General features: G+C 43.3%; 23 protein-coding genes. 6 read left to right on the top strand and 17 right to left on the bottom strand.

Annotated elements, in window-relative coordinates; genetic code table 11:
• Nucleotides 1-52: 52 nt before the first annotated feature.
• Nucleotides 53-1,423 carry a YjiH family protein gene (locus tag CWC29_RS04975; RefSeq protein WP_128727846.1) on the bottom strand — a complete coding sequence of 457 codons (1,371 nt, stop codon included), beginning with the start codon at nt 1,421-1,423 and terminating at the stop codon, nt 53-55.
• Nucleotides 1,424-1,488: 65 nt separating this feature from the next.
• Entirely contained in the window at nt 1,489-2,547 is a 1,059-nt protein-coding gene (gene bamC / locus CWC29_RS04970; RefSeq protein WP_128727847.1) for an outer membrane protein assembly factor BamC, read from the bottom strand.
• A 332-nt stretch (nt 2,548-2,879) separates the two neighbouring features.
• On the opposite strand from bamC, the gene CWC29_RS04965 reads away from it, so the two are divergent.
• Nucleotides 2,880-3,413, top strand: coding sequence for a glycine cleavage system protein R (locus tag CWC29_RS04965; protein ID WP_128727848.1), 534 nt, complete (start codon nt 2,880-2,882; stop codon nt 3,411-3,413).
• Between the two features lie 9 nt (nt 3,414-3,422).
• Nucleotides 3,423-3,896: a thioredoxin-dependent thiol peroxidase gene (gene bcp / locus CWC29_RS04960; protein WP_138521966.1), complete on the top strand. Its 474-nt coding sequence runs from the start codon at nt 3,423-3,425 to the stop codon at nt 3,894-3,896.
• 77 nt (nt 3,897-3,973) lie between these two features.
• Here bcp and putP read toward each other — a convergent pair whose 3' ends face one another.
• Nucleotides 3,974-5,455: a sodium/proline symporter PutP gene (gene putP, locus CWC29_RS04955; protein ID WP_138521964.1), complete on the bottom strand. Its 1,482-nt coding sequence runs from the start codon at nt 5,453-5,455 to the stop codon at nt 3,974-3,976.
• 318 nt (nt 5,456-5,773) lie between these two features.
• On the opposite strand from putP, the gene CWC29_RS04950 reads away from it, so the two are divergent.
• Together CWC29_RS04950 and CWC29_RS04945 are read left to right on the top strand one after the other, a co-directional pair.
• Entirely contained in the window at nt 5,774-6,994 is a 1,221-nt protein-coding gene (locus CWC29_RS04950) for an EAL and HDOD domain-containing protein (RefSeq protein ID WP_128727851.1), read from the top strand.
• 89 nt (nt 6,995-7,083) lie between these two features.
• Complete coding sequence (locus CWC29_RS04945; protein WP_138521962.1) at nt 7,084-9,102, top strand: TonB-dependent copper receptor; 2,019 nt, start codon at nt 7,084-7,086, stop codon at nt 9,100-9,102.
• A gap of 46 nt (nt 9,103-9,148) precedes the next feature.
• On the opposite strand, the gene CWC29_RS04940 is transcribed toward CWC29_RS04945, so the two are convergent.
• Genes CWC29_RS04940 through ccmA form a run of 10 tightly spaced genes read right to left on the bottom strand, consistent with a single transcriptional unit; the run spans nt 9,149 to nt 16,886 of the window.
• A complete protein-coding gene (locus CWC29_RS04940) occupies nt 9,149-9,880 on the bottom strand; it encodes an MlaA family lipoprotein (RefSeq protein ID WP_010369071.1) in 732 nt (243 codons plus the stop codon).
• A complete protein-coding gene (ccmI, locus tag CWC29_RS04935; RefSeq protein WP_209319096.1) occupies nt 9,881-11,134 on the bottom strand; it encodes a c-type cytochrome biogenesis protein CcmI in 1,254 nt (417 codons plus the stop codon).
• A 26-nt stretch (nt 11,135-11,160) separates the two neighbouring features.
• Nucleotides 11,161-11,625: a cytochrome c-type biogenesis protein gene (locus CWC29_RS04930; RefSeq protein ID WP_128727854.1), complete on the bottom strand. Its 465-nt coding sequence runs from the start codon at nt 11,623-11,625 to the stop codon at nt 11,161-11,163.
• Entirely contained in the window at nt 11,622-12,194 is a 573-nt protein-coding gene (locus CWC29_RS04925) for a redoxin family protein (protein ID WP_128727855.1), read from the bottom strand. Before CWC29_RS04925 ends, CWC29_RS04930 begins: the two co-directional genes overlap by 4 nt.
• Before the next feature lies 1 nt (nt 12,195).
• The gene (locus tag CWC29_RS04920) at nt 12,196-14,154 is read right to left on the bottom strand and encodes a heme lyase CcmF/NrfE family subunit (RefSeq protein WP_128727856.1); all 1,959 of its coding nucleotides are present in this window, start codon (nt 14,152-14,154) and stop codon (nt 12,196-12,198) included.
• Nucleotide 14,155: 1 nt separating this feature from the next.
• On the bottom strand, nt 14,156-14,635 hold the full coding sequence (ccmE, locus tag CWC29_RS04915; RefSeq protein WP_128727857.1) for a cytochrome c maturation protein CcmE: 480 nt from the start codon (nt 14,633-14,635) through the stop codon (nt 14,156-14,158).
• Entirely contained in the window at nt 14,632-14,835 is a 204-nt protein-coding gene (ccmD, locus tag CWC29_RS04910) for a heme exporter protein CcmD (protein WP_099030292.1), read from the bottom strand. Before ccmD ends, ccmE begins: the two co-directional genes overlap by 4 nt.
• Before the next feature lie 2 nt (nt 14,836-14,837).
• Nucleotides 14,838-15,575: a heme ABC transporter permease gene (locus CWC29_RS04905; RefSeq protein ID WP_010369087.1), complete on the bottom strand. Its 738-nt coding sequence runs from the start codon at nt 15,573-15,575 to the stop codon at nt 14,838-14,840.
• 1 nt (nt 15,576) lies between these two features.
• Nucleotides 15,577-16,263, bottom strand: coding sequence for a heme exporter protein CcmB (ccmB, locus tag CWC29_RS04900; protein WP_010606377.1), 687 nt, complete (start codon nt 16,261-16,263; stop codon nt 15,577-15,579).
• Nucleotides 16,263-16,886, bottom strand: a complete 624-nt coding sequence (gene ccmA, locus CWC29_RS04895; protein WP_081629136.1) for a cytochrome c biogenesis heme-transporting ATPase CcmA — start codon at nt 16,884-16,886, stop codon at nt 16,263-16,265. Before ccmA ends, ccmB begins: the two co-directional genes overlap by 1 nt.
• 103 nt (nt 16,887-16,989) lie before the next feature.
• Here ccmA and CWC29_RS04890 point away from each other — a divergent pair, with 103 nt between their 5' ends.
• On the top strand, nt 16,990-19,443 hold the full coding sequence (locus tag CWC29_RS04890; protein WP_138521959.1) for a flagellar hook-length control protein FliK: 2,454 nt from the start codon (nt 16,990-16,992) through the stop codon (nt 19,441-19,443).
• Nucleotides 19,444-19,448: 5 nt separating this feature from the next.
• Nucleotides 19,449-19,745: an EscU/YscU/HrcU family type III secretion system export apparatus switch protein gene (locus CWC29_RS04885; RefSeq protein WP_010369096.1), complete on the top strand. Its 297-nt coding sequence runs from the start codon at nt 19,449-19,451 to the stop codon at nt 19,743-19,745.
• A 33-nt stretch (nt 19,746-19,778) separates the two neighbouring features.
• Here the strand turns inward: CWC29_RS04885 and CWC29_RS04880 are convergent, their stop codons facing one another.
• The 4 genes from CWC29_RS04880 to CWC29_RS04865 are packed head-to-tail and all read right to left on the bottom strand — an operon-like array spanning nt 19,779 to nt 22,273.
• Complete coding sequence (locus CWC29_RS04880; RefSeq protein WP_128727859.1) at nt 19,779-20,210, bottom strand: DUF2802 domain-containing protein; 432 nt, start codon at nt 20,208-20,210, stop codon at nt 19,779-19,781.
• Entirely contained in the window at nt 20,211-20,708 is a 498-nt protein-coding gene (locus CWC29_RS04875; RefSeq protein ID WP_102056492.1) for a chemotaxis protein CheW, read from the bottom strand.
• A gap of 24 nt (nt 20,709-20,732) precedes the next feature.
• Entirely contained in the window at nt 20,733-21,494 is a 762-nt protein-coding gene (locus tag CWC29_RS04870) for a chemotaxis protein CheW (RefSeq protein WP_128727860.1), read from the bottom strand.
• Nucleotides 21,495-21,502: 8 nt separating this feature from the next.
• A complete protein-coding gene (locus CWC29_RS04865) occupies nt 21,503-22,273 on the bottom strand; it encodes a ParA family protein (RefSeq protein WP_010369100.1) in 771 nt (256 codons plus the stop codon).
• Between the last annotated feature and the right edge of the window lie 97 nt (nt 22,274-22,370).

Genomic DNA, 22,370 nt, shown 5'->3' with positions numbered 1-22,370 from the left:
CAAATGAAGCTAGAGATGAGCAATCAGCATAAATTGCTCATCTCTAATAGGATCAACCAACCAGCCACTTAGCCATGAAGACAATGACAGGCAAAGTCACAAGCGTTCTTAAAATGAAGATTAAGAATAGCTCCCATAAGTTCACCGGAATTTTACTGCCCAACAGTAACGCACCCACTTCTGACATATAGATAAGCTGAGTTACGCTCATGGCAGCGACGATAAATCGAGTGGTATCGCTTTCAATGGAGCCTGCGGCAAGAATTGACGGAATAAACATATCCGCAAAGCCAACAACGATTGTCTGGGCCGCCTTTTCTGCCTCTGCCACATTGAGTAACTCGAGGTAAGGAACGAAAGGCGTACCTAAATATTGAAATACTGGCGTATGCTCAGCAATGATCAACGCAAATGTACCAACAGCCATTACTACTGGTAATACAGCAAAAACCATATCCAATGCGTTATATAAGCCTTCTTTTACCGTTCCTTTAATACTTGGTGCTGTTTTTGCCTTAGTAAGTGCTATATCTAGAGAGTGACTCAACAACCCCTTCCCTTTAGGCACTGCTTCCGAATCTTCATTATGATCGCTACCATCAACATAAATATCTTTTTTAAATCTGAGCGGTGGTAAGCGCGGCACGATAATCGCTGCAACAAAACCAGCTGCACATACGGTCAAATAAAATGGTGCAAACAAGTGTTCCAGTTTGACTTGACCAATAACGACTAAACAAAAGGTGATGGAAACCGCAGAGAATGTAGTACCAATGATCGCTGCTTCTCGTTGTGTGTAATGCTTATCTTCGTATTGGCGAGCGGTCATCAGAATACCGACGCTACCATCACCAAGCCAAGATGCAACACAGTTTACGGCACTACGTCCGGGCACGCCGAATAATGGTCGCATCACTTTAGTCAAAAGCGTACCAACCATCTCAAGCAAGCCAAAGTTAAGCAAGAGTGGCAGCAATAGTCCGGCTAAAATGAATACACAAAATAGCACGGGCAAAAGGTCATTGAGCACTAACGCCCCTGTATTTTCCGAATGGATCGCTTCTGGACCAACACCATTGAAGGTAAGCACAATAAACACCATACCAACTAGTCGGGTTATTAACCAAATCCAGCTTACATCGAACAGGTGTTTTATTATGGTTATTTTTAATAGCGCTTGGGGTCTTAGAAGTTTAACCACCAGACTCATGATCCCTGTAATACATACTATTGCAACGATCATATCTTTCATAAAATGGGCTAGTTGCGCTTGCAACCATTTTGCCATCACTGCAATCGGGATAGTCATTGCCTCCCCAACCGCCACCGGCGTCATAAACAAAAAAATACCAATCAATGACGGTACGATAAACGCAAACCACGTTTGTAAAGTGGAGCGTGGTGTCATAGTGCTCTCAGTCATTTTTTACTTCCACAAAAACAAAGAAAAGAGCCGAAGCTCTTTTCGTTTTTAAATTATTATATTTATTAAATCGTTAGACCTTTTTGCCTAAGCAAAGTGATTAAGGCTTGATGCAGATTATTCATAGTGTTTGCATCAAGTACGTTACCTTCGCTATCCCTCCAAGTAATTGACGTACGCGTATCCTGCGCTTGCGCGATCTTTATCGTGTAATCACCATTGTCTATTGGCAATACAACTGCTTCATCACCCCAGATAGAGTCCCAAACGCTGCTTTCAGGCGCTTCGTAACGTACCAAGACTTCCTGCTTTTCCCTATCAACACGGACAACCGTAAAGTTACTTCTTTCGAGGAAGTTAGAGAAACGATCAAGCACCGCTTCTTGACCTTTTTCAGTCAATAGCGCCGAATCACCATTTTTGTCAAAACCAAGTTCAAGTGCCAGTACCCCTTGGCGCTTACGCATTTCAACTTGTAGTAGACGATATTGATAGTCAAACTCGGTTACAACTTCATTAAGTGCTCGTACTTCTAAATGGTTCTTTAGAAGCGCAGTTAACTCGTCATCACCTTGATAATCGACCAACTCCGCACGAAGTGATGCGGTGCGCTGGTGCTCTTTTTGCTCCAAGGTAAATTTAAACTTTTGCTTGGATGGCTCTACACTTTCTTCCCAAAACCAGCCTTCTTTTGGTTTGATCAGAGAATACCAAGTTGTCGTCACTGTCCCTTGTGCTTTGTTATCACTTTCAAGCCCTGCGTTGTGCATTGCTACAACGCCATCCACAGCGCGCCAAATAAATGCCGGTAAATCTTCTATACCGTCATTCTTATCAAAAAAGATCCTTGCGACGTCTTCACCCTGCTCGACCCAACTGCCTTGCGCAACTGTCAAAACTTGCTGCGGTGCACGGTAGCTTATAGGCTCGGCCGTGTTTTCATATTGACCAACTGGCATTGCAAACTCAGGATCTCGGTAAGGTTGAGCCAAGCCTTCAGGGGCTTTCACCGGAGCATTTGCACGATAATTTCTTTCATGATGTGCATCATTTGTGAAAATACTACAGCCGCTTAGGCTCACGGCAATTCCAAGAACCAGTGATTTTGGGATCCAATACTGCACTCATTTACTCCTTAGCAAACCCTATTGTTATTCGAATCAAAGTTATGATTTAGGATTGCCGAATTGGTTCACACAAAGTTGCCAAAAATTGACAATCTCTGAATTGTTAGTGCTATGACATCGAATATTCCACCAAATATATTGGGAACATGTATTTCATAGCCAAAATTTTGCCCTATGTTACTTGTCATACATTAGAAAAACAAGCAACCATGCCTTGCAGGCACAATTCTATTTTTTATTACAACGCGCTAGCGCTAAAACTCAGATATGGTAGTATTTCGCGTTAATTATTAACCTTGGGCGCATTACGTGAAATCAGAGGTTCCAAAATGACCATGCATGCAAACCATCAACTTGTCTTAACCGCCATTGGAGAAGACAGATCTGGTATTGTTGGCGAATTGACACAGCTTGTAAGTGACTGCAATTGTAATATTATTGACAGTAGAATTGCGATATTGGGAAATGAATTTACCTTTATCATGCTACTTGCCGGTGATATGGCGTCTATTAGTCGTGTCGAGCACACCTTACCTGCCAAAGGGATGGAGCTTGGACTCTTAACTATGATGAAACGCACCGCAAGCCATCAACAAGGCGAGTACAGTGCAGGTTATACTTTGGAATATGAAGGACTAGATACTCCTGGTACGTTAAGTAAAGTAACGCGCTATTTCGCAGCTCAAGGAGTGAATATTTGTTCACTGAAGTCCGATACCTTTGAACAAGATGACGAACTACACATGCGCTGCGAGCTTGAGTTTAATATCCCTGTGGATGTGGATATTGACAACTTTAAAGTTCAGTTCGAAGATCTTTCTCACTCCTTAAACGTAGACTATATATTTAGACGCATTCGCTAAGGATTTACTATGAATACTTTAAAAGCTGGTGATAAAGCGCCACTATTTTCACTGCAAAATCAAAATGACGAGACTGTAGAGCTTGCTACCCTGCTAAAGTCTCACCAAGTGTTAGTCTATTTTTATCCCAAAGCGTCGACTCCAGGGTGTACTGTACAAGCTGAAAATCTGCGTGACCACAAAGCCGAACTGGCTGACTTAAACACGATTGCCGTCGGCATTAGTCCAGATCCTGTGAAAAAGTTAAAGAACTTTGAAAACAAAAAAGAGCTGAATTTTGACTTACTTTCGGATGAAGACCACGCTATTGCTGACGAGTTCGGTGTATGGGGACTAAAGAAATTTATGGGTAAAGAATATGATGGTATTCATCGCCTATCTTTCTTAGTTGGTCAAGACGGTACCATCAAGCATGTGTTCAATAAGTTTAAAACCAAAGATCACCACGAGGTTGTGATTAATCACTTAAAAGGACAGGCTTAACGTAGCAAGTTGAGCTGTATATATTTGGAATAAAAAACGGAGCTTGTCGCTCCGTTTTTTATTCGCTTCAACTGACTTTAATCAAGCGCTTTTTCTACTTTATCAAATAGGGTCGTGATCTCTTTACTCGGCGCTTTAGTCATCAAGCTAACAACAAAGATAGCGATTGTCGCAACAATGAATCCAGGAACAATTTCATATAATGTCGCGCTAAGCGGCTCACCATTATAGGTAAATGGACCATAGATCCATACCAACACAGTCACCGCACCAGATACCATACCAGCAAGTGCTCCAGCAAAGTTCATGCGAGACCAGAATAAACTTATCAGCACCAGTGGGCCAAATGCCGCACCAAAACCAGCCCAAGCATTACTTACAAGATCTAGAATCGAGCTATCTCTGTCATACGCAAGGTAAATTGCAGCAAGCGCTACAACTAACACGCTAGTACGGCCAACAAGCACCAGCTCTTTATCCGAAGCGTGCTTATTCAAGAAAATCTTATAAAAATCTTCCGTTAACGAGCTCGAACTCACCAACAGCTGTGAAGAAATGGTACTCATAATTGCTGCAAGAATAGCTGCAAGTAAGAATCCCGCAATTAGTGGGTGGAACAACAGCTGAGATAAAATCAAGAAAATGGTTTCGGAATCATCCACAACAATCCCATATTCATGAGCATAAGCGGCACCAAACAAACCAGTACCCACAGCACCAAGCGCAGCAACTATCATCCAGCTCATACCTATGCGTCGTGCCGTTGGCATGTCTTTCACACTACGGACTGACATAAAGCGCACAATAATGTGAGGTTGACCAAAGTAGCCAAGGCCCCAGGACATGGCTGAAATAATGCCAATTGCACCCGCCGAGCCAACCCAAGTTAACATCGTTGGATTTAACTCATTTAGTGTTTGAGATAGCGGATTATCGAGCAGTGAGAAGGTAACTAAAGGCACTAGAATCAAAGCGATAAACATAATGCAGCCTTGGACAAAATCAGTCAGACTTACTGCTAAAAAGCCACCAAATAGAGTATAAAGTACAACAACACTAGTTGTGATATATAAGCCGCTCTCATAACTTAGGCCAAAAGAGCTCTCAAATAGTTTACCACCAGCAACAACACCAGAAGAGGTATATAGCGTGAAGAAAACAATGATCACTAATGCCGACACTATTCTTAACGCGTTTCCTTTATCTTCGAAACGATTTGCAAAATAGTCAGGAATGGTGATCGCATCATTTGCATACTCAGTGTAAACACGTAGGCGTGGTGCAACCAATAAATAGTTAAGCCAAGCACCGATCACAAGGCCAATTGCAATCCATGTACTGCTAAAACCATACAAGAACATGGCGCCAGGTAGACCCATCAAGATCCAACCACTCATGTCGGATGCACCAGCTGAAAGTGCCGCTACACTTGGTGGTAAGCTACGACCGCCCAACATGTAGCCTGACACATCACTGGTCGACTTTTTATATGCGTATAACCCAATTCCCAACATCGCAATAAAATACAGTGCGAGAGAGATTATCGTACCTATCTCCAAATTAGCCTCCTAATTGTTCGTTGGGCTCTTCTCCAAATGTGAGCTTTTTCTATCACTTAATTATTCGATTTCTAACTCACTTTGAATAAAAGCCAAAAACATAAAGACTTCACTATAACACGCACAAACCATACACCCAACCACCTGAGACCGTTGACCAAAACTGTATTTTATTTTTAACTCAGTGAACAGGTTAGTTATTACTCGCTATGCGATTGATAATTACCTATATTAAGTACACTCAATTTCCCAACGTGACCTAACTGCGCTTTTACCTTATATTAAAGCCAATAGCATTTTGTTCGGATGGTAGTATCTATGTATTTTTATGCAGCTCGTCAGCCAATTTTTAATGTGCAAAGGGAGTTGATTGGCTACGAACTTTTATTTCGTGATAGCTTAAATAATGTGTTTCCCGAGATTGACGGCGATGAAGCAACGAGTCGTTTGGTGGAAGGAAGTCAATTTACCTTTGGTCTAGATGACCTAACGAACCAACACCCTGCTTACATTAACTTCACTCTAGAGACACTGGCAAAAGGCTATGTACAAATGCTAGCGCCAGAACAAGTAGTAGTAGAAATATTAGAAACGGTACAACCGGGAAAACGACTCTTAGCTTGTGTTAAAGAGTTAAAAGAGCAAGGCTATACGCTCGCACTTGACGATTATCAGCATCAAAATGTGTGGCGTCATTTTTTTCCCTATATTGACCAAATAAAGGTCGATTTTTTGGCCTCAAATCTTGAACAGATCAATATTATTAAGGCCGCAATACAGGATTTTCCTCAAATTGATTTAGTAGCAGAAAAAGTAGAAAGTTACGAGCAGTTTGAGCTTGCCAAGTCGCTTGGTTTCAAATATTTCCAAGGCTTCTTTTTTGCCAAACCCGAAATGGTCAAAACCAAATCACTGGCGCCTTCTGAATTGGCCATGGCAGAGTTACTTTACGAAACATCAAGCGTTGAGCCTGATCTTGCTAGGATCACTCAGGTTTTTGAACGGGATGTAAACCTTAGTTATAAACTACTCCGATATGCCAATAGTGCCGTGTTTAAGCGCAGAGCAGAGATATCGACAATTAAACAAGCCTTGGTTGTACTCGGCAATGATGAGCTTAAGCGCCTGATCTCATTATTATTTGCTTCACAGCTCAATACTGAAAAACCCAAGGAGCTGCTTTCACTGTCCTTATTGCGCGCACATTTTATGGAAGCTGTAGCAACCAAAGCCAAGAAGATCTCCGATACCGGAAGCACATTTTTGGTTGGCATGATGTCACTAATGGACGCCATTCTTGATGACGATATGGCAAACTTATTGACGAAATTACCCTTATCTCAAGAAATAAAATCAACTCTCCTGAAAAAGCCAAGCGCTTTTGGTATCTATCTGGATCTTGCAGAATCGATGGAAAAAGGTGACTGGGGCAGCGTTGAAACCATGTCAAAATCTCTTGGCCTAAGCAGTCAAAATATCGCAGAGTTATATCAAAAGTCACAAGTTTGGAGTGACACTCAAATAAAAGCGATAGAGTAACCTATTAAAGGATGCGACAATCTGTCGCATCCCGCTAAGCGCCTGATAGCGATAAAATAAGTTCACTAAAACAACGTCAAAGTGAACATATGAAACGCACTCTACTCTCTCTTGCTATTGCTTCCTTATCATCCATAACGCATGCTGATGAAATTGAAAAAATCGTTGTTATCGCACCGATGCAAACACCAATCACGCTTACAACGGATGCGAAAGCAGTACGCCAACCTCTACCCGCACAAGATGGTGCAGACTTACTTTCTTCTATTGCTGGATTCTCATTAATTAAAAAAGGGGGGGCAAGCGCAGACCCTGTTTTCCGTGGTATGGCTGGCTCAAGAATTGCCATCATCGCCAATAATGGTCAAACGCTTGGTGGTTGTGGTAGCCGCATGGATCCACCAACGGCGTATATCACGCCACAATCCTATGACACCTTAAAGGTCATCAAAGGCCCACAAACTGTGCTATATGGTCCCGGCAACAGCGCTGCGACTGTCGTGTTTGAGCGTGAGAATGAACGTCTTGCTAAGTCTGAAATAATCGGCTTCACCAATGCAGTGCTTTCAAGCCAAGGTCGCCATAGTATTAATAGTGATATCAAAGCTGGTAATGAACACGGCTACGCCCGTATCGCCGCAAATTACAGTGATGCCGATGATTATGAAGATGGCAATGGCACCGAAGTTCATTCCGCATATGAGCGCTGGAATATAGACACCGAGTTTGCCTACACTCCTACCGATGACGCCTTCTACTCCATCACTTACGGAGTCAGTGATGGAGAAGTTGCCTATGCAGATCGTATGATGGATGGCAGTCTCTTTGACCGTGAAAATATTGGCCTGAATATCAAGCTATCTTCCTTTTCATCACTGATTGAAGAATTAAAGTTTAACGCTTATTATAATTATGTTGACCATATAATGGACAATCATAGCTTGCGTCCTTTTGTTGCTAACATGATGATGAAAGCCCCAACCTCCTCCAATCCTGACCGTAAAACATATGGCGCGAATCTCACATTAACTTCAGAGATCAATACCCAGCATACTTTTGTCTACGGTGTCGATTATCAAGCAAACGAGCACCGTAATCGAGTCAGCCGAGATCAAATCAACAACCCAGTAGAAACGATGCCTCGCCAAATAGATGCTGAATTTAGACAACTCGGTGTATTTGCCGAGTTCGAATATCAATTGAGTCGCTCCAGCCAATGGGTTAGCGGTTTGCGCATTGATGATTGGCAAAGTGAAGATCATCGCACCATGTTAAACGCAATGATGTCAATGAAACCAAATCCAACCGCCCTACAAACAAGAGACGATACGTTATTAAGCGGATTTAGCCGTTATCAAGCGCAAACTGAAAACAGCAGCTATTTTGTCGGCTTCGGCGTTACAGAGCGCTTTCCCGATTATTGGGAAGTGGTTGGTGGCAGTCGAGGAAGTGAAACATCTATTTCCGCCTTTAATGTCGATACCGAAAAGACCATGCAATTAGATGCAGGATTGATAAAGCAGTTCACAGACGTTAACTTCAATTTCTCGGTGTTCTATAACCAAATTGACGACTATTTACTGATAGACAATATGTTTAAAAAGATGAATATGATGTCAAAAGTGACCAGAAATATTGACGCAGAAACCTTCGGCTTTGAAGGGGAAGTGATGTGGCAAGCGAGCAAAGCGCTACAACTCACCGGTAGTATCAACTACGTAAAGGGTAACAACCTTACTGACAATCTCGCATTAGCTCAGCAACCGCCTCTACAACTACGTATTGCAAGTAATTACCAATTAAGTGATAAGTGGCAATTAGGCGGATTGCTACGATTAGTACGACACCAGCACAGAGTTGCGATTGGGCAAGGGAATATTGCGGGGCAGGATATCGCTGCTACGGCAGGCTTTGGCACGCTTTCACTCAATACCAATTATCAATATAGCGATGCAATACAGCTCAGCGCTGGTGTAGACAATGTGCTCGATAAAACCTATGCCGAGCATTTAAGCCGTTCCGGCGCCGCGGTAAGTGGCTTTGACCAAATTGACCGAGTCAATGAACCTGGACGAACACTCTGGGCAAATCTCAACTGGCGCTTTTAACCGTATACTAAGATAACCAAAAGGTCGGCGATTGCCGACCTTATTTTTACAAGTTCTCTAAAAAGTTCTCATCAAAATCATCAGGCTCTTCTTCTATTGGCGGATTACCATCGAATAGCTCATACAACTGACGTTGATAATAGACATCCTTTAAAAAAGTGTACGGATCAAGCGACTCATTTAGCAGCTTTTCCTGTGACATCAAAGCCGCTCTTGCCTCAACTGCGCGAAGTGCAAATACTAATACAGTCTGAGGCGTTGTGAGTGCGATTTCTGGTAACACAAAGTTATCGACCACATCACCCGTTAAATTCCTCGCTGTTGTCGGCCCCATACCAGGGATCATAATATACGCACCATCACCAACGCCCCATACCCCCAAAGTTTGGCCAAAGTCTTCATCTTTTAGCTCAAGACCTAGGGTTTTCGCGACATCAAATAGACCAAAAATACCAACGGTAGAGTTGACTAAGAAGCGAGCAACATTGATTGCCATATGGTCAGGCTTGCCCTGCAGCGCCGCGTTTACCGCATCGGTTGGCGCGGCGATATTGGTGGTGAAATTAACAACACTACTGCGTACCGGAGCGGGAGTCACCGCAACATACCCTTTAGCAACAGGGCGTAAAATATAGGCATCCAGCACATCCATGTTGAAATCATAGAGTGGGCGGTTAAGTGATTGAAATGGATCTCGTGGATCCTTTTTCTCTTCGGGTACTTGCGCACAACCGACAATGGTCAGCGCAAGTAAGCCCGTAAGCACGGCTTTAAGCATTTAATTCCCTGTATTTGTTAAGACACGACTAATCTCGACAGTGAGCTGATTTTCGCCCTGTTGAAGCTCAATTACGCTTGAAACACCCTCAAGTTCTCCATCTGAAGGCATTACTGAACCATCATTAGAAATACGAGCAGTGACCGTAATTTGAGAAAATTTCGACAAGGTTAATTCAGGCATCATTGCCATACTATCATCTAGATTTACTGTCATTGGCAAGTTAAAGTTTGTAATTTTAGCTACCGCCAATGGCATTGCGGGTCCTTCAGCAGCTTTTGCAAAAACGAACAATGTACTGTTTTTAGGAATATTGTTCTGTAGCTCTGCTGAAATAGTTACCGTAGCGACAATACTGGCGTTAGCAGCCACAGTCTCTTCAGAATATTGACCTAGCTGTTGGTCGATTTCCGCAATCCGTCCTGCGATCATTTCATAACGCGGATCGTCTTGAGCCAATTGCGACAACAAGACTTCAAATGCGGCTTTCGATTCTTTCCAATCTTGGCGTTCATAAGCAATTAGCGCTAACAAACTTATCGCATCAACATTAGTCGGATCATTCTTAAGCACTTTTGATAACATTTTTGCCGCGCGATTCATACTAGGCTCTGAACCCTCTATCAATAACACTTGGCTATAGTTCACTAAGACATTATTGTTATTAGGCTGCATCACAAGGGCTTTATCAAAAGCCTGCATTGCCATCTCAAAATCATTGAGTGACATTGCAACACGACCAAGTAACATCCATGCCACTGCATCATCGCCAGCAGTTGCTAGTTTGGTTCTTAGTCCCAGTGCAAATGCTTGTAATTCATTAGCGCTCAGCGGCTCACCCGTTTGCATTACTGCGCGCTCACCATACTCAGGTAACTTTTCAATGGCTTCATTCCAACTCGCTATTTGCCTATGGTTCCCCGTGTAGTAGTAAAAAACCCCGGTTACTAGCACCATAAAGGCAATACCCGTCAACGCCAATACACGGTTGTCTCCGCGACTCGTCAATGATTGTTCAGGCGATAACTCATTCAATAAGCGACGCTTTAACTCAATCAAAGATTCATTATAACTGTCTTTTTCGATACGCTGATTAGCAAGCTCTTCTGCTAACTCTTCCAAACGCTGATGATAAATATCGATACGCTCGGCATTTGCGTCGTGATCAACCGTGATACGTTTTTCCTTTTTTATAAACGGAAAAACCACAAAGAGACCGGCAAATATGCCCAGCAGAAGAAACAAAAACCACATTTGGGTTAAATCTGTCGAGAATTCGCTCACTGCTCACGCTCCTGACGTTGATATTGGTTAATGAGCTCAGCCAGCTTTTGTTCGTCCGCTGCATTCCAATCTTGCTTTTTCGCAGCACGTTTTTGACGAAATACAATAAAGCCGAAGCCTAAAATAATGATTGCCACTGGCAGTACCCAAAGCACGATTGTTGCAGGCGTAACAGGTGGTTGATAATGAACGAAATAGCCATAGCGGTCGATCATATAATCAATAACCTCTTGCTTAGACTGACCTTCATTAACCAATGCAATGACTTTATCACGCAGATCTTTGGCAACGACAGCATCTGAATCTGCAATGTTTTGGTTCTGGCATTTCGGGCAACGTAGCTCATGTGTCAGCTCTCGGAAAGTCTGCTCACGTTCCGCTGTAGCGAAGTTATATTTGTCTTCCGTTGCTTGTGCTGCTGCGGTAATCATCATTAAAAGCAAAACAATTACATATTTCATTGCGTTAACTCCTGATAGATTGCCGCAAACTTAGTGCGCCACACGCGTTCATTGATATCGCCAGTATGATGCAACAAAATCTTACCTTGCTTATCTACCAAAAAAGTCTCTGGCGCGCCTGAAACCCCTAAATCCAGCGCTAATGTACGCTCCAAGTCGAGAATATTAAACTGGTATGGGTTACCTGCACGACTCAGCATATTATTGACATCTTGTCTTAGTGCATTGATATCAAACTGGTCGCCAAAATCTGGGTCATAAGCCTGCTCGTAATACAGACCAATTATTTTCACTCCGCGCTCTCTAAGCTCAGTTAAATAACCCAGCTCAGCGATACACGTTGGGCACCAAGTGCCCCATACGTTCATTAAGTAGACTTCACCCTTGAGCGAGTCGGCCGTCCAGATTTTATCACTATCCATTAGATCGGGTAATGAAAACTCAGGCATAGTATGCCCTAAACGGCCTGTCTGAAGTTCTCTTGGATTACCGAATAGTCCTTGATATAGAAACACACAAAGAAAAATAAATATCAAAAAAGGCACTAAACCTAATAACTTACGGTTCATGTTAAGCCTCCACTTGAGATGATTTTTTCACGCGGCTGCGGTAGCGTTTATCCGCAAGCACAATGAAACCGGCAAAAGAGATGAGTAGCCCACCAAGCCACATCCAACGCACGTAGGGTTTGTGATAAATCCTCAGTGACCAAGCACCCGCAGAAAGCGGCTCGCCTAGAGCAAGATATAAGTCACGGAAGAAGCCATCATCAATCGCGGCTTCGGTCATAAACTGCATCCCTATATCATAGCGGCGTTTTTCCGCGTATAACTCGACAACCTTGTTACCATTTTTGAATACCGTCACTACGCCTGCATGCCCACCATAATTCGGGCCTCGAATTTCTTTTACGCCATCAAAGCGATATTCGTACTCGTTTAGCTTCGCCGTTTCACCGGGTTTCATGCTTACAGAGCGTTCAACAGAGTATGCGGAAGTTAACGTCACCGACGCGATAACAAAGGCAATACCAACGTGCCCGAGCACCATTGCCCAATAGCTCAGCCCTAGCTTTTTAAAACCGATTGCTACACTTGGGTGAACGGTCACTTTATTAAATAAGTCAGCGGCAGTAGCCACACTTATCCACACAGCTAAAGCGGTCGCAACAAATGTCAGTGGTGCCACCACTTCATAGCTTGAGTACAACCAGGTCGCTGTGAGCACTAAACTAACCGCAATCAACACAGCCCACTTTTTCACCAGCGGCGGCATCTTATTTTGTTTCCAACGCAACATAGGCGCTAAACCCAGCAGAATCGCGAACGGAACGATTAATATCGCAAACATTTGATTAAAGAAAGGTACGCCAATAGAAATAGAGCCTAAACCCAGCTCTTTGTGGATCATAGGCAATAACGTGCCCAATAATACAATCAAGGTCGCAACCACTAAGAAGATATTGTTGATCCACAGCGCCACTTCACGCGAAATGAATTGATAACGCCCTTCGCTATACACTTGAGCTACGCGCATTGCGTATAGTGCTAAACTACCACCTACAACCACTGCCAAGAAGGACAGGATATATAAACCACGGTCAGGATCGGTTGCAAACGCATGCACCGAAACGATAATGCCTGAGCGAACGATAAAGGTGCCAAGTAAGCATAAACTAAATGCAGTGATAGCAAGTAGCACTGTCCAAGACTTAAACACACCACGCTTTTCTGTTACTGCGAGTGAATGCAATAAAGCGGTTGCGACAAGCCAAGGCATCAGTGAAGCGTTCTCTACTGGATCCCAGAACCACCAACCGCCCCAGCCTAGCTCTGAGTACGCCCACCAACTGCCAATGGTAATACCTAGCGTAAGAAAGCCCCATGCAGCCATTGTCCAAGGACGTGACCATTTAGCCCAAGTGTTATCAAGTTTACCGGTTAAAAGCGCAGCAATTGCAAAAGAGAAAGACACGGATAAGCCCACATAACCCATGTAAAGGAGTGGCGGATGAATGATCATGCCAGGGTCTTGCAGCAATGGGTTTAAATCACGCCCTTCAACAGGAAAGTAAGGAAGCAAACGTTCAAACGGACTCGACATCCAAAGGGTATAAAGCATAAAGCCCACACCTAAAAAGCCGAGTACACCTAGCACACGCGCTCGCAATACCCATGGTAACGATTTTGACATCACCGCAACCAACATGGTCCACATGGATTGCATCACCAACCATAGTAAGATTGCACCTTCATGCCCTCCCCAAGTTGAAGTGATTTTATAATACCAAGGCAAGGTACTACTCGAATGATGTGCCACATATTCAACTGTGAAGTCATCCATTAATGTGATGTAGATCAGCACCAAAAATGAAAACACCACGAGAATACACTGACCCACAGCCAGTGAAGGGGCGGCTTTCATCAGCCTTAAATTACCAGTGTAAGCACCCCACAATGGGAAAATACACAATAATAAGCTCAATGCCATCGCCAGAACTAAGGCGAAGTAACCTATTTCTGGGACCATCTTAGTTCTCGCTGTTTAAATTATATTTTGGCTTTTCGTGCTTAATGCCTTTCACGGCTTCTGCCACTTCTGATGGCATATACTCTTCATCGTGTTTGGCTAGCACTTCAAACGCTTCAACTACATTAGACTCAACTAACGTCCCTTGTGCTACGATACCTTGGCCTTCACGGAACAGATCAGGAAGAATGCCTTTATAACGAATAGTAACCATAGGACCGGTGTCGATAAGTTTAAATGACACATCTAAAGACGTTTCATCACGCACCACGGAACCTGGCACAACCATACCACCAATACGCAATTTCTGGCCTATCTGCGGTATTTCTTTTAACTCACCTTTACCTTCAACAAGCTCGCTCGGCGTGTAAAACAGATTAATATTTTCTTGTAGTGCGTAAAGCGTAAGCCCAACCGCCGCGCCAATACCAAAGATAACGGCTATAACGGTGAATAATCTTTTTTTGCGTCTAGGATTCATGCTTGCGACTCCTCTTTTGCTTTTTTAATGCGTGCTTCTCTTGCCATTTGCGCTTTAACTGCTTGCTTTAGCTTCTTACCATCCAAGATAGAGCCGACTAAAATACCAGCAAGTATTAACGCACATGAGCCAAATGAGAGCCAAACATAAAAGCCATAGCCACCCATGGCTAAAAATTCACTGAAGGATTCAAACTGCATGATTAACCCCTATTCACTAATTCGCGGACCCAAGGACGGTGTTGCTCGCTTCGTAAAATTTCATTTTTCAAACGAATTAGCGTAACCACGCCAAGCACACCTGCAAACGCCACTATGTTGATAAGCAAAGGCCACAACATGGAAGGATCAATCGCTGAAGTATCAAATTTGGTGATAGTTGACCCCTGATGCAGCGTATTCCACCATTCTACTGAGAAATGAATAATAGGCAGATTAACAACCCCGACAATGGCAAGGATACAGGCAGCTCGACCACCTGATTTTTTATCTTCAAAAGCGTGATATAGAGATAAAACACCAAAGTACAAAAACAAAAGGATAAGCTCTGAAGTCAATCTTGCATCCCAGACCCACCAAGCGCCCCACATTGGTTTACCCCAAGCAGCACCAGTGATTAACGCAATCGCGGTCATTGCCGCACCAATTGGCGCAATGGCGATTACCGCCAGTTCAGCATTTCGAATTTGCCATACCAAGGCAACAATAGCTGCAATAGCCATAGAAGAGTATGCACCCATCGACCAAATAGCCGATGGCACATGAATAAAGATAATACGATAGCTATCTTTTTGTTGGTAGTCGGCTGGCGCATAGGCTAACCCCCAAACCCATCCAACAATTAAGCCCACTACCGCAATCACGGCAAAGTAAGGAAGCAAGGTGTTACACAGTTGGTAAGCACGCTCCGCTTTGGCATAAGGATGTAACCACTTCCACATTTTAACTTACACTCACTCTTAAAGCTGACGATATGGCAATTGGTGCGGCGACAATTGCGACGGCAAGCATCGCACCAAGGATTGCAAGTTGACCACCATACGCTAAAGACATGCTACTGGTATCTATGGCGGACGTTGCAAAAATCAATACGGGGATATAAAGCGGAAGGACGAGTAAACTCATTAAAATGCCACCCTTTTGCAATGCAACGGTGAGTCCTGCGCCAATAGCCCCAATAAAACTTAATAACGGTGTACCTATCAGTAAGGTCAATACAGTCGCATTAAGAGACTGCGACTCGAGATTCATTAACAGCGCGAACAAGGGCGCAAGCACCACCATTGGCAAACCACTGACTGTCCAATGCGCTGCTACTTTTGCTAATACTGATAGCGATAAAGGATAAGGTGAAGCAATCAATTGCTCTAATGAGCCGTCGTTGTAATCGTCCCTAAATAATTTATCTAGACCTAACATAGTCGATAAAAGCGCCGCTACCCAAATAATACCCGGTGCCATTCTGGTAAGCAGCGCAGGTTCGGGCCCAATTGCTAACGGAAATAAGGTGATCACGATTAAGAAAAACAACAGCGGATTGACTATCTCAGCGCGTTGTCTAAAAGCCAAGGTCACATCTTTGGCATAAACCGATTTAAAAGCTAACCAATAAGAATGTTGAGTCTGCATTACAAACGGTACTCCAACGCCAAAGTTTGTAACTGTGCAAAGTGTGCGGTGAGATCTTGGTGGGTCGTCAATAAAATGGCGCCCCCCTTGTCGAGATGAGACTGAAATTGGGTTTGCAACATGGCGACCCCTTTTTTGTCCAGCGCAGTAAATGGTTCATCTAGCACCCAAAGCTTGGCTTGATTTAGCCACAAACGTACTAACGCTACACGGCGCTGCTGACCCGCAGATAACGTTCGCACAGGTACATCTTCAAGTCCGATTAAGCCGAGCTTAGCAAGCAGTGTATAAACTTCTTCTTCTTCTGCCTGAGCGCCGTGAACCATAAGCCAATGTTGGACATTTTCGTAGGCACTAAGTTGTTGATTGACACCTGTCTTATGACCAATAAATAATAAATCGGCTGCGAATGAATCATAATCATCACGGATATCAGTGCTGTTGTAGCGGATCTGCCCTTCGTCCGCTCTAGCGAATCCAGCAATGATCCTCAACAAAGAGGTTTTTCCGGCACCATTTGGGCCTTCAATTTGCATGATCTGCCCCGCATGGAGAGTGAAACTTAATGAGTCAAACAAGCATCTATCTTGTTTGGTACAAGTGACGGCGTCTATCTCTAGCAAACTTGGGCTTCTCTTTACCTAAAATTGGGCGTTAGTCTAACATAATGGTATGGTAATACGAATAATCCGATGCGACCGATTAGCGAAAATTTGATTTAAAATAATGAATAAGCTGCCAATTACGACAAATACGACGACAGCATCTGTGATAAGCACAGATAATAGCGAAGTATCGAGATTAGACTTAGCCAAAAACCAACCGTTTGCAGCAAAGAATATCCAAATTAGTAACGATAAACTAAAAATGGATGTGGCAATTGATGGCCGCTGGCAAACTATCCAACTTGCGCTTAAGCCTCCAACTCAGCCCAATCAGCTTCCAGAAGCACAGGTTAGTATCGATGAAACTGGCAAGGTGGTCACCTTTCAAACGCCCAAATTACAAGCGCAAGTAATGCTGACAAAACAGCTTTTTGATATTTTAACGACGCTAAAGACGCATACGCCAAGCCCAGTAGTACAGTCTTCAGCAACCACGTTGCCAGACACCACATTACACATCAAGGCGCTTGATTTAAAAGTACCGCTTCCACAAGCCGTGGCACAATTGCTCGCAAGTGAAAACAAACTCATTGCGCATCTTAGTGCTCAACAAAGTAATGTTTCCTTGCAAGTCGTCAATCAATTTAAAGACTTGCTGTTTAGTACAGCTTTACCTAAGTCAATGATTGCAAAACTTATCTCTAGTCAACTTAGCAGCGTTGAGATAAAACCGCAGCCAAGTGGATTAACACTTAAAATTAATGACCGTCCTGTAATCTTATCGCCAATTAGCAGTAACTGGCCGGCTGCCACCACATGGCAAAAGGGCGAAGTAAAAGCGGCTTTCAATGGAATTGATATCACTAAACCTGCGCAGCAAGTAAAAGTAGAAACCATAAAGCCGCTTAGCACTTTGCTGCAACAGGTAAGCGCGGTTAGTAAGGAAGCCCCATCACAGCTTGAGTCACGCTTAGCATCAGTACATACGCTGGCGTATGACAAACCGTTAATAGAAGTCAATCTGCAACAAATTAAGTCAACGGTAGTAAAAGCGTTGCAAGTCCTGATCGGAAGACCTTTTGGGAAGCCACTCACAAATCAGCTCAATCAATCCGCGAACTCTCCGCTAAAAAACGACCAAAGTGATATATCGAAGCGTTCGGCCTCAAGATTATTTGCGCAAAGTGAGATAGTGAGTGCTCACAACGAGAATAAACCAAGCACGCCACTACAACAACTCACAAACCAAATAAAACTGAATCTTACAGAGCTGATGGCAAAGCAACCGTTACCACTGCAAAAAAGTCACGTACCTTTGCAAAGCGAAAAGTTAGCCAACTCTATTGCTCACTATTTACAACACCAGCTCGCAGCGACACCAAAATATCAAGCGCCACCAGTCGATTTTGAGGTGAAACAAAAGGCTCTGTCCTTATTATTGGACACCCTCACAGGTAAACAATCGCTTAACAATAAGCAAACTGAACAGCTGACACAAGTCTTAGAGCGGCCGCTTTATCGTAAAGCGAGCTCTACACCTGTAGATTCTGCTAAAATATTCCAATTGCAATCTACACAATCACAAGGCAAGCAAATAACCGCTACACCTTCCCCAGTACCACAGCCTACCAGCAATCAAATTAAAGGGATTATTGAAGCCCTGCTTGCACTGCCCATGGCTAAGGCCGAACAAAAAAAAGAAAACACACAAAATATACTACACCAAGCTTCTGCAACTATTGAAAGGCTCGCAAAAGCAGAAACATTCAAACAGACGCCTGAGTTACAGAAATTAGTCAACCAAGCATTTACGCGTTTGCTTGATGAGCGCTCGGTCAACGCGATTACCATTAAAAACCAGTTAGAAAGCCAACTGGGCATGGCAACCTTTGCCAACACGCCAACAAGTTTAACTCAATCGAGCTTTACACAAATGTTAGACCGTTTAATTGTGTCACTATTAGGTAGTCAGGTGGCAAACCTAGCTCAGAGTAATGATCAAGCAACACAAAAAATACAAGCTTTGCTGGATGCACTGCTACCGCAGCTGAAGTTGCTCTCTCCCAAGCAAACAGCAGACGCGTTACAACAGCCACAAGCAAAAGAGCTGTTAAACGAATTGGGGCAATTACATAACCAATTACAACCGCAACAATCACACACTACAGCGACCAACTCTGCCAAACAAGACAGCGAAGCGCAGTTGATTGTTAACCTGCTCTTCCCCACTAAAGTAGGACAAGAGCAACAGCAAACACAATTACAAATAGGTGAATATAAAAAGTCGCCAAAACCTGGCATGCCAGAGAAATCTGTGTGGTTTATTCGTCTTTGTTTTGATTTTGCAGAGAAAGGTCAGATCCATGCCCAAGCAGAGCTGATGGATAAAGCCCTAGAATGCGCGTTGGTAGCCACTTCTAATCAGGTCAAGAAGCTCGCAGAACCACATTTGGCAACGCTCAGGCATAAGTTAGCATCACATGGGCTGCAAGTCGCTGAGATAGGCCTTAGGGAAGAAGCCAGCTTTCAAGATAAGTTCTTTAATGAACACGCAATTATCAACATTAAGGTGTAAAAGAGATGACACAAAAATCTGCTATTGGACTGTTATATGAAGCTGGAAGCGCACCTCAGGTTACCTTTAAAGGATATGGCGAGCTGGCAGAGGAAATTATTGCGCTGGCAAAAGAGAAAAACATCATGATCCATGAAGATGAATCATTAGCACAAACACTTAGTGCGCTTGAGTTACACCAAGAAATCCCAAGGGAGCTCTACTATGTGATTGCTGAACTCATCGCCTTTTCTTACATTATGCGTGGTAAATTTCCACCTGGCTGGGAAGGTTTTCGTGGCAAGCTAGATATAAAGGCATAGCCAAAATTTTCTAGCTTGCTACTTTCTAGACGATTATTTTGATTTGTTATGTAAAGACATGAGCAGCTCTGCTTCTGCTCTTGGCAACTCACACTCGCGCATCACCTCTTCAATATCAGCGCCAAGTTCCACCATTTTCACGGCGCGAGAATACATTTTTGCGTCGGGGTCATCATATTTTTGTGCTGCTTGCTGATTCGCAACATCATTTAATTCTTGCTCGGTTGCGACCACCCGCTTACCAATACTCATGATACTGGCGCGTAACTCTGCAACTTCGCTACGTAATATTGCTATTTGTTGCTCAGCCCCTTTTAGTGAGCTCGAAAGTTGCGCTGTTTGACCCTGCGCATTCTGTAGTTTTTTACCCATCACAAAAACAAACCTCAAGCATACTAATGCAAGTATGCTTGAGGTTATTGATATGACGAGTAAAACGGTTTGTGCGTTTACTACTTCAGACATCTAGATATGACTCAGCTCATCCCATTCATCATCGTTTAATAGCTTATTAAGATCGACTAAGATCAATAGCTCGCCTTCTCGATTTGATACGCCTTGGATAAACTTAGCGCTTTCTTCTGTGCCAATGTTTGGCGCGCTGTCAATTTCCGAGCTACGTAAGTAAACCACCTCAGCAACGCTATCGACTAATATACCAATAACTTGTTTCTCGGCTTCGATAATCACAATTCTTGAATTATCCGTGACTTCTGCACTTTGCAGGCCAAACCTAGCTCGCGTGTCTATAACCGTTACAACGTTACCACGCAGATTAATGATCCCCAGCACGTAGCTTGGTGCACCTGGGACTGGTGCAATTTCGGTATAACGCAATACTTCTTGCACTTGCATTACATTGATACCGTAAGTTTCCTCTTCAAGCTTGTAAGTAACCCATTGCAATACTTCATCATTACTATCAGCATTTTTGTCTGCAGAAAGTAGTCTATCTTGGCTCATGGTTTCACTCCATCAATATACTAGTTACTGCTCTCGACTATCGAGGCCTTGTTCTAGCAAACGGTTTAAATTCTCTACATCAATCAGTGCGCACATTTTTTCTTTAATCACCCCAGCCAACCAAGGACGTTTACCATCTGCTGTGCGCCACTTTATGTCTTCAGGCTTGAGTGTTAGGTTGTTGACTAGTTTCTCAGCTAACAGTCCCCAGTTACTATCCCCAAGCGTAATCAAATACTGGTAATCCAGAGCATCTTCTAATTCTGGTGTTAATTTTTCAGGCATTACCCATCGCGCAGTATCAACAACATTGAGCTTTTCTTCACGATTTAGCATGACGCCTTTGAACCATTTAGGTTTACCAAAGAGTTGATTGACTTCGCCCAGTTGGTGTATTCCCCCAAGTGATTTCAGCGGAACCGCCAGTGTCAAGCCTGCCACTTCAAAAAACAATGCTTGGAATTCACCTTCTTGATAGGCATCCCTTGCCGAGACGGATTCTATCGTTGCCTGTTCTTTGATAATAGATGTATTTTCAGTGACTTCAAGATCTTGAGCTAATTTACTCGATTGTTCTTCAATAACATCACTTACCTGTTCCTGAGGCTCGATTGCCACCACAGCTGGGGGTTCTGTCGTTTCTAGCTCTGGTTCTGGCTCTTTTACTTGCTCAAGCAGCTTTGCAACCGGCGATAATTCGCATTGTTCAATCTCTGGTTCCTCTTGTAACAGGGCGCCAAGATACTGCTTCATCACCTTTTCATTTGCAAATAAATGCTTACTCATTATGTTCTCTAGCTTAACTGCTTTAGGTAGTCCAATAGTGCACGATACGCAAATACGCCTCGCGATTTAGGACAAAACTGTACTGGGACCTGCTGTGCAAGGCTCGCATCCCTAAACTTGGTATCTACGGGCACCACGCCTGGCCAAACGGCCTCTTTGTATGTTGCCAGCAACGTTTTATACGCCTCCAACGACGCTTTGGTCCGTTTATCATACATTGTTGGAATAATGGTGTATTGATACTGCTTCTGCTGTGAAGACTGCATTAGCTCCATCGTGCGCATCATTCTATCTAGTCCCTTCAACGCCAAAAATTCAGTTTGAACCGGCACTAAAATTCGCTCACTCGCTGCTAGCGCATTGACCATCAACACACCAAGTACGGGTGGACAGTCTAAAATAGCATAATCATATTGATCCGCTATTTTTTCGAGCGATTTCTTTAAGATAAGCCCCATACCCGTTTTATTACCCATACTACGATCGAGCGTAGCAATGGCCATAGTGGCAGGCAAAATATCAAGATTTTCAATAGTTGATGGGCAAAGAGACTGTAAAATTTCTTCACTCGTCATACTGCTGCCGCGTGCAAAAATATCATACACACTGACTTCTAGCTCTTCAGAATCAATACCAAAGTAATATGTCAGTGAAGCATGAGGATCGGTATCAATAAGCAAAACTCGGTGACCTTGTTCAGCAAGAATGCCTCCTAAGCTTACCGTCGTCGTGGTTTTACCCACGCCACCTTTTTGATTTGCTACTGTCCAAATTTTCACTCTATATTCCTTCGCTTATCACTATTGATTTCGTTCAATAGATACTATACCAACTCAGTGTTATTTATTCTTTTTAGACGTTTGATATTTACAAGCT

The organism is Pseudoalteromonas galatheae (assembly GCF_005886105.2).
In the GTDB taxonomy this organism is placed as follows: Bacteria; Pseudomonadota; Gammaproteobacteria; order Enterobacterales; family Alteromonadaceae; genus Pseudoalteromonas; species Pseudoalteromonas galatheae.
This window is presented reverse-complemented; position numbering and strand designations above follow the sequence as displayed.

Bases quoted from the DNA above. Each gene is read 5' to 3' on its own strand.
- CWC29_RS04975 (WP_128727846.1), bottom strand. From the start codon at position 1,423: ATGACTGAGAGCACTATGACACCACGCTCCACTTTACAAACGTGGTTT.
- CWC29_RS04965 (WP_128727848.1), top strand. From the start codon at position 2,880: ATGACCATGCATGCAAACCATCAACTTGTCTTAACCGCCATTGGAGAA.
- bcp (WP_138521966.1), top strand. From the start codon at position 3,423: ATGAATACTTTAAAAGCTGGTGATAAAGCGCCACTATTTTCACTGCAA.
- CWC29_RS04950 (WP_128727851.1), top strand. From the start codon at position 5,774: ATGTATTTTTATGCAGCTCGTCAGCCAATTTTTAATGTGCAAAGGGAG.
- CWC29_RS04945 (WP_138521962.1), top strand. From the start codon at position 7,084: ATGAAACGCACTCTACTCTCTCTTGCTATTGCTTCCTTATCATCCATA.
- CWC29_RS04940 (WP_010369071.1), bottom strand. From the start codon at position 9,880: ATGCTTAAAGCCGTGCTTACGGGCTTACTTGCGCTGACCATTGTCGGT.
- ccmI (WP_209319096.1), bottom strand. From the start codon at position 11,134: ATGTGGTTTTTGTTTCTTCTGCTGGGCATATTTGCCGGTCTCTTTGTG.
- CWC29_RS04930 (WP_128727854.1), bottom strand. From the start codon at position 11,625: ATGAAATATGTAATTGTTTTGCTTTTAATGATGATTACCGCAGCAGCA.
- CWC29_RS04925 (WP_128727855.1), bottom strand. From the start codon at position 12,194: ATGAACCGTAAGTTATTAGGTTTAGTGCCTTTTTTGATATTTATTTTT.
- CWC29_RS04920 (WP_128727856.1), bottom strand. From the start codon at position 14,154: ATGGTCCCAGAAATAGGTTACTTCGCCTTAGTTCTGGCGATGGCATTG.
- ccmE (WP_128727857.1), bottom strand. From the start codon at position 14,635: ATGAATCCTAGACGCAAAAAAAGATTATTCACCGTTATAGCCGTTATC.
- ccmD (WP_099030292.1), bottom strand. From the start codon at position 14,835: ATGCAGTTTGAATCCTTCAGTGAATTTTTAGCCATGGGTGGCTATGGC.
- CWC29_RS04905 (WP_010369087.1), bottom strand. From the start codon at position 15,575: ATGTGGAAGTGGTTACATCCTTATGCCAAAGCGGAGCGTGCTTACCAA.
- ccmB (WP_010606377.1), bottom strand. From the start codon at position 16,263: ATGCAGACTCAACATTCTTATTGGTTAGCTTTTAAATCGGTTTATGCC.
- CWC29_RS04890 (WP_138521959.1), top strand. From the start codon at position 16,990: ATGAATAAGCTGCCAATTACGACAAATACGACGACAGCATCTGTGATA.
- CWC29_RS04885 (WP_010369096.1), top strand. From the start codon at position 19,449: ATGACACAAAAATCTGCTATTGGACTGTTATATGAAGCTGGAAGCGCA.
- CWC29_RS04880 (WP_128727859.1), bottom strand. From the start codon at position 20,210: ATGTCTGAAGTAGTAAACGCACAAACCGTTTTACTCGTCATATCAATA.
- CWC29_RS04875 (WP_102056492.1), bottom strand. From the start codon at position 20,708: ATGAGCCAAGATAGACTACTTTCTGCAGACAAAAATGCTGATAGTAAT.
- CWC29_RS04870 (WP_128727860.1), bottom strand. From the start codon at position 21,494: ATGAGTAAGCATTTATTTGCAAATGAAAAGGTGATGAAGCAGTATCTT.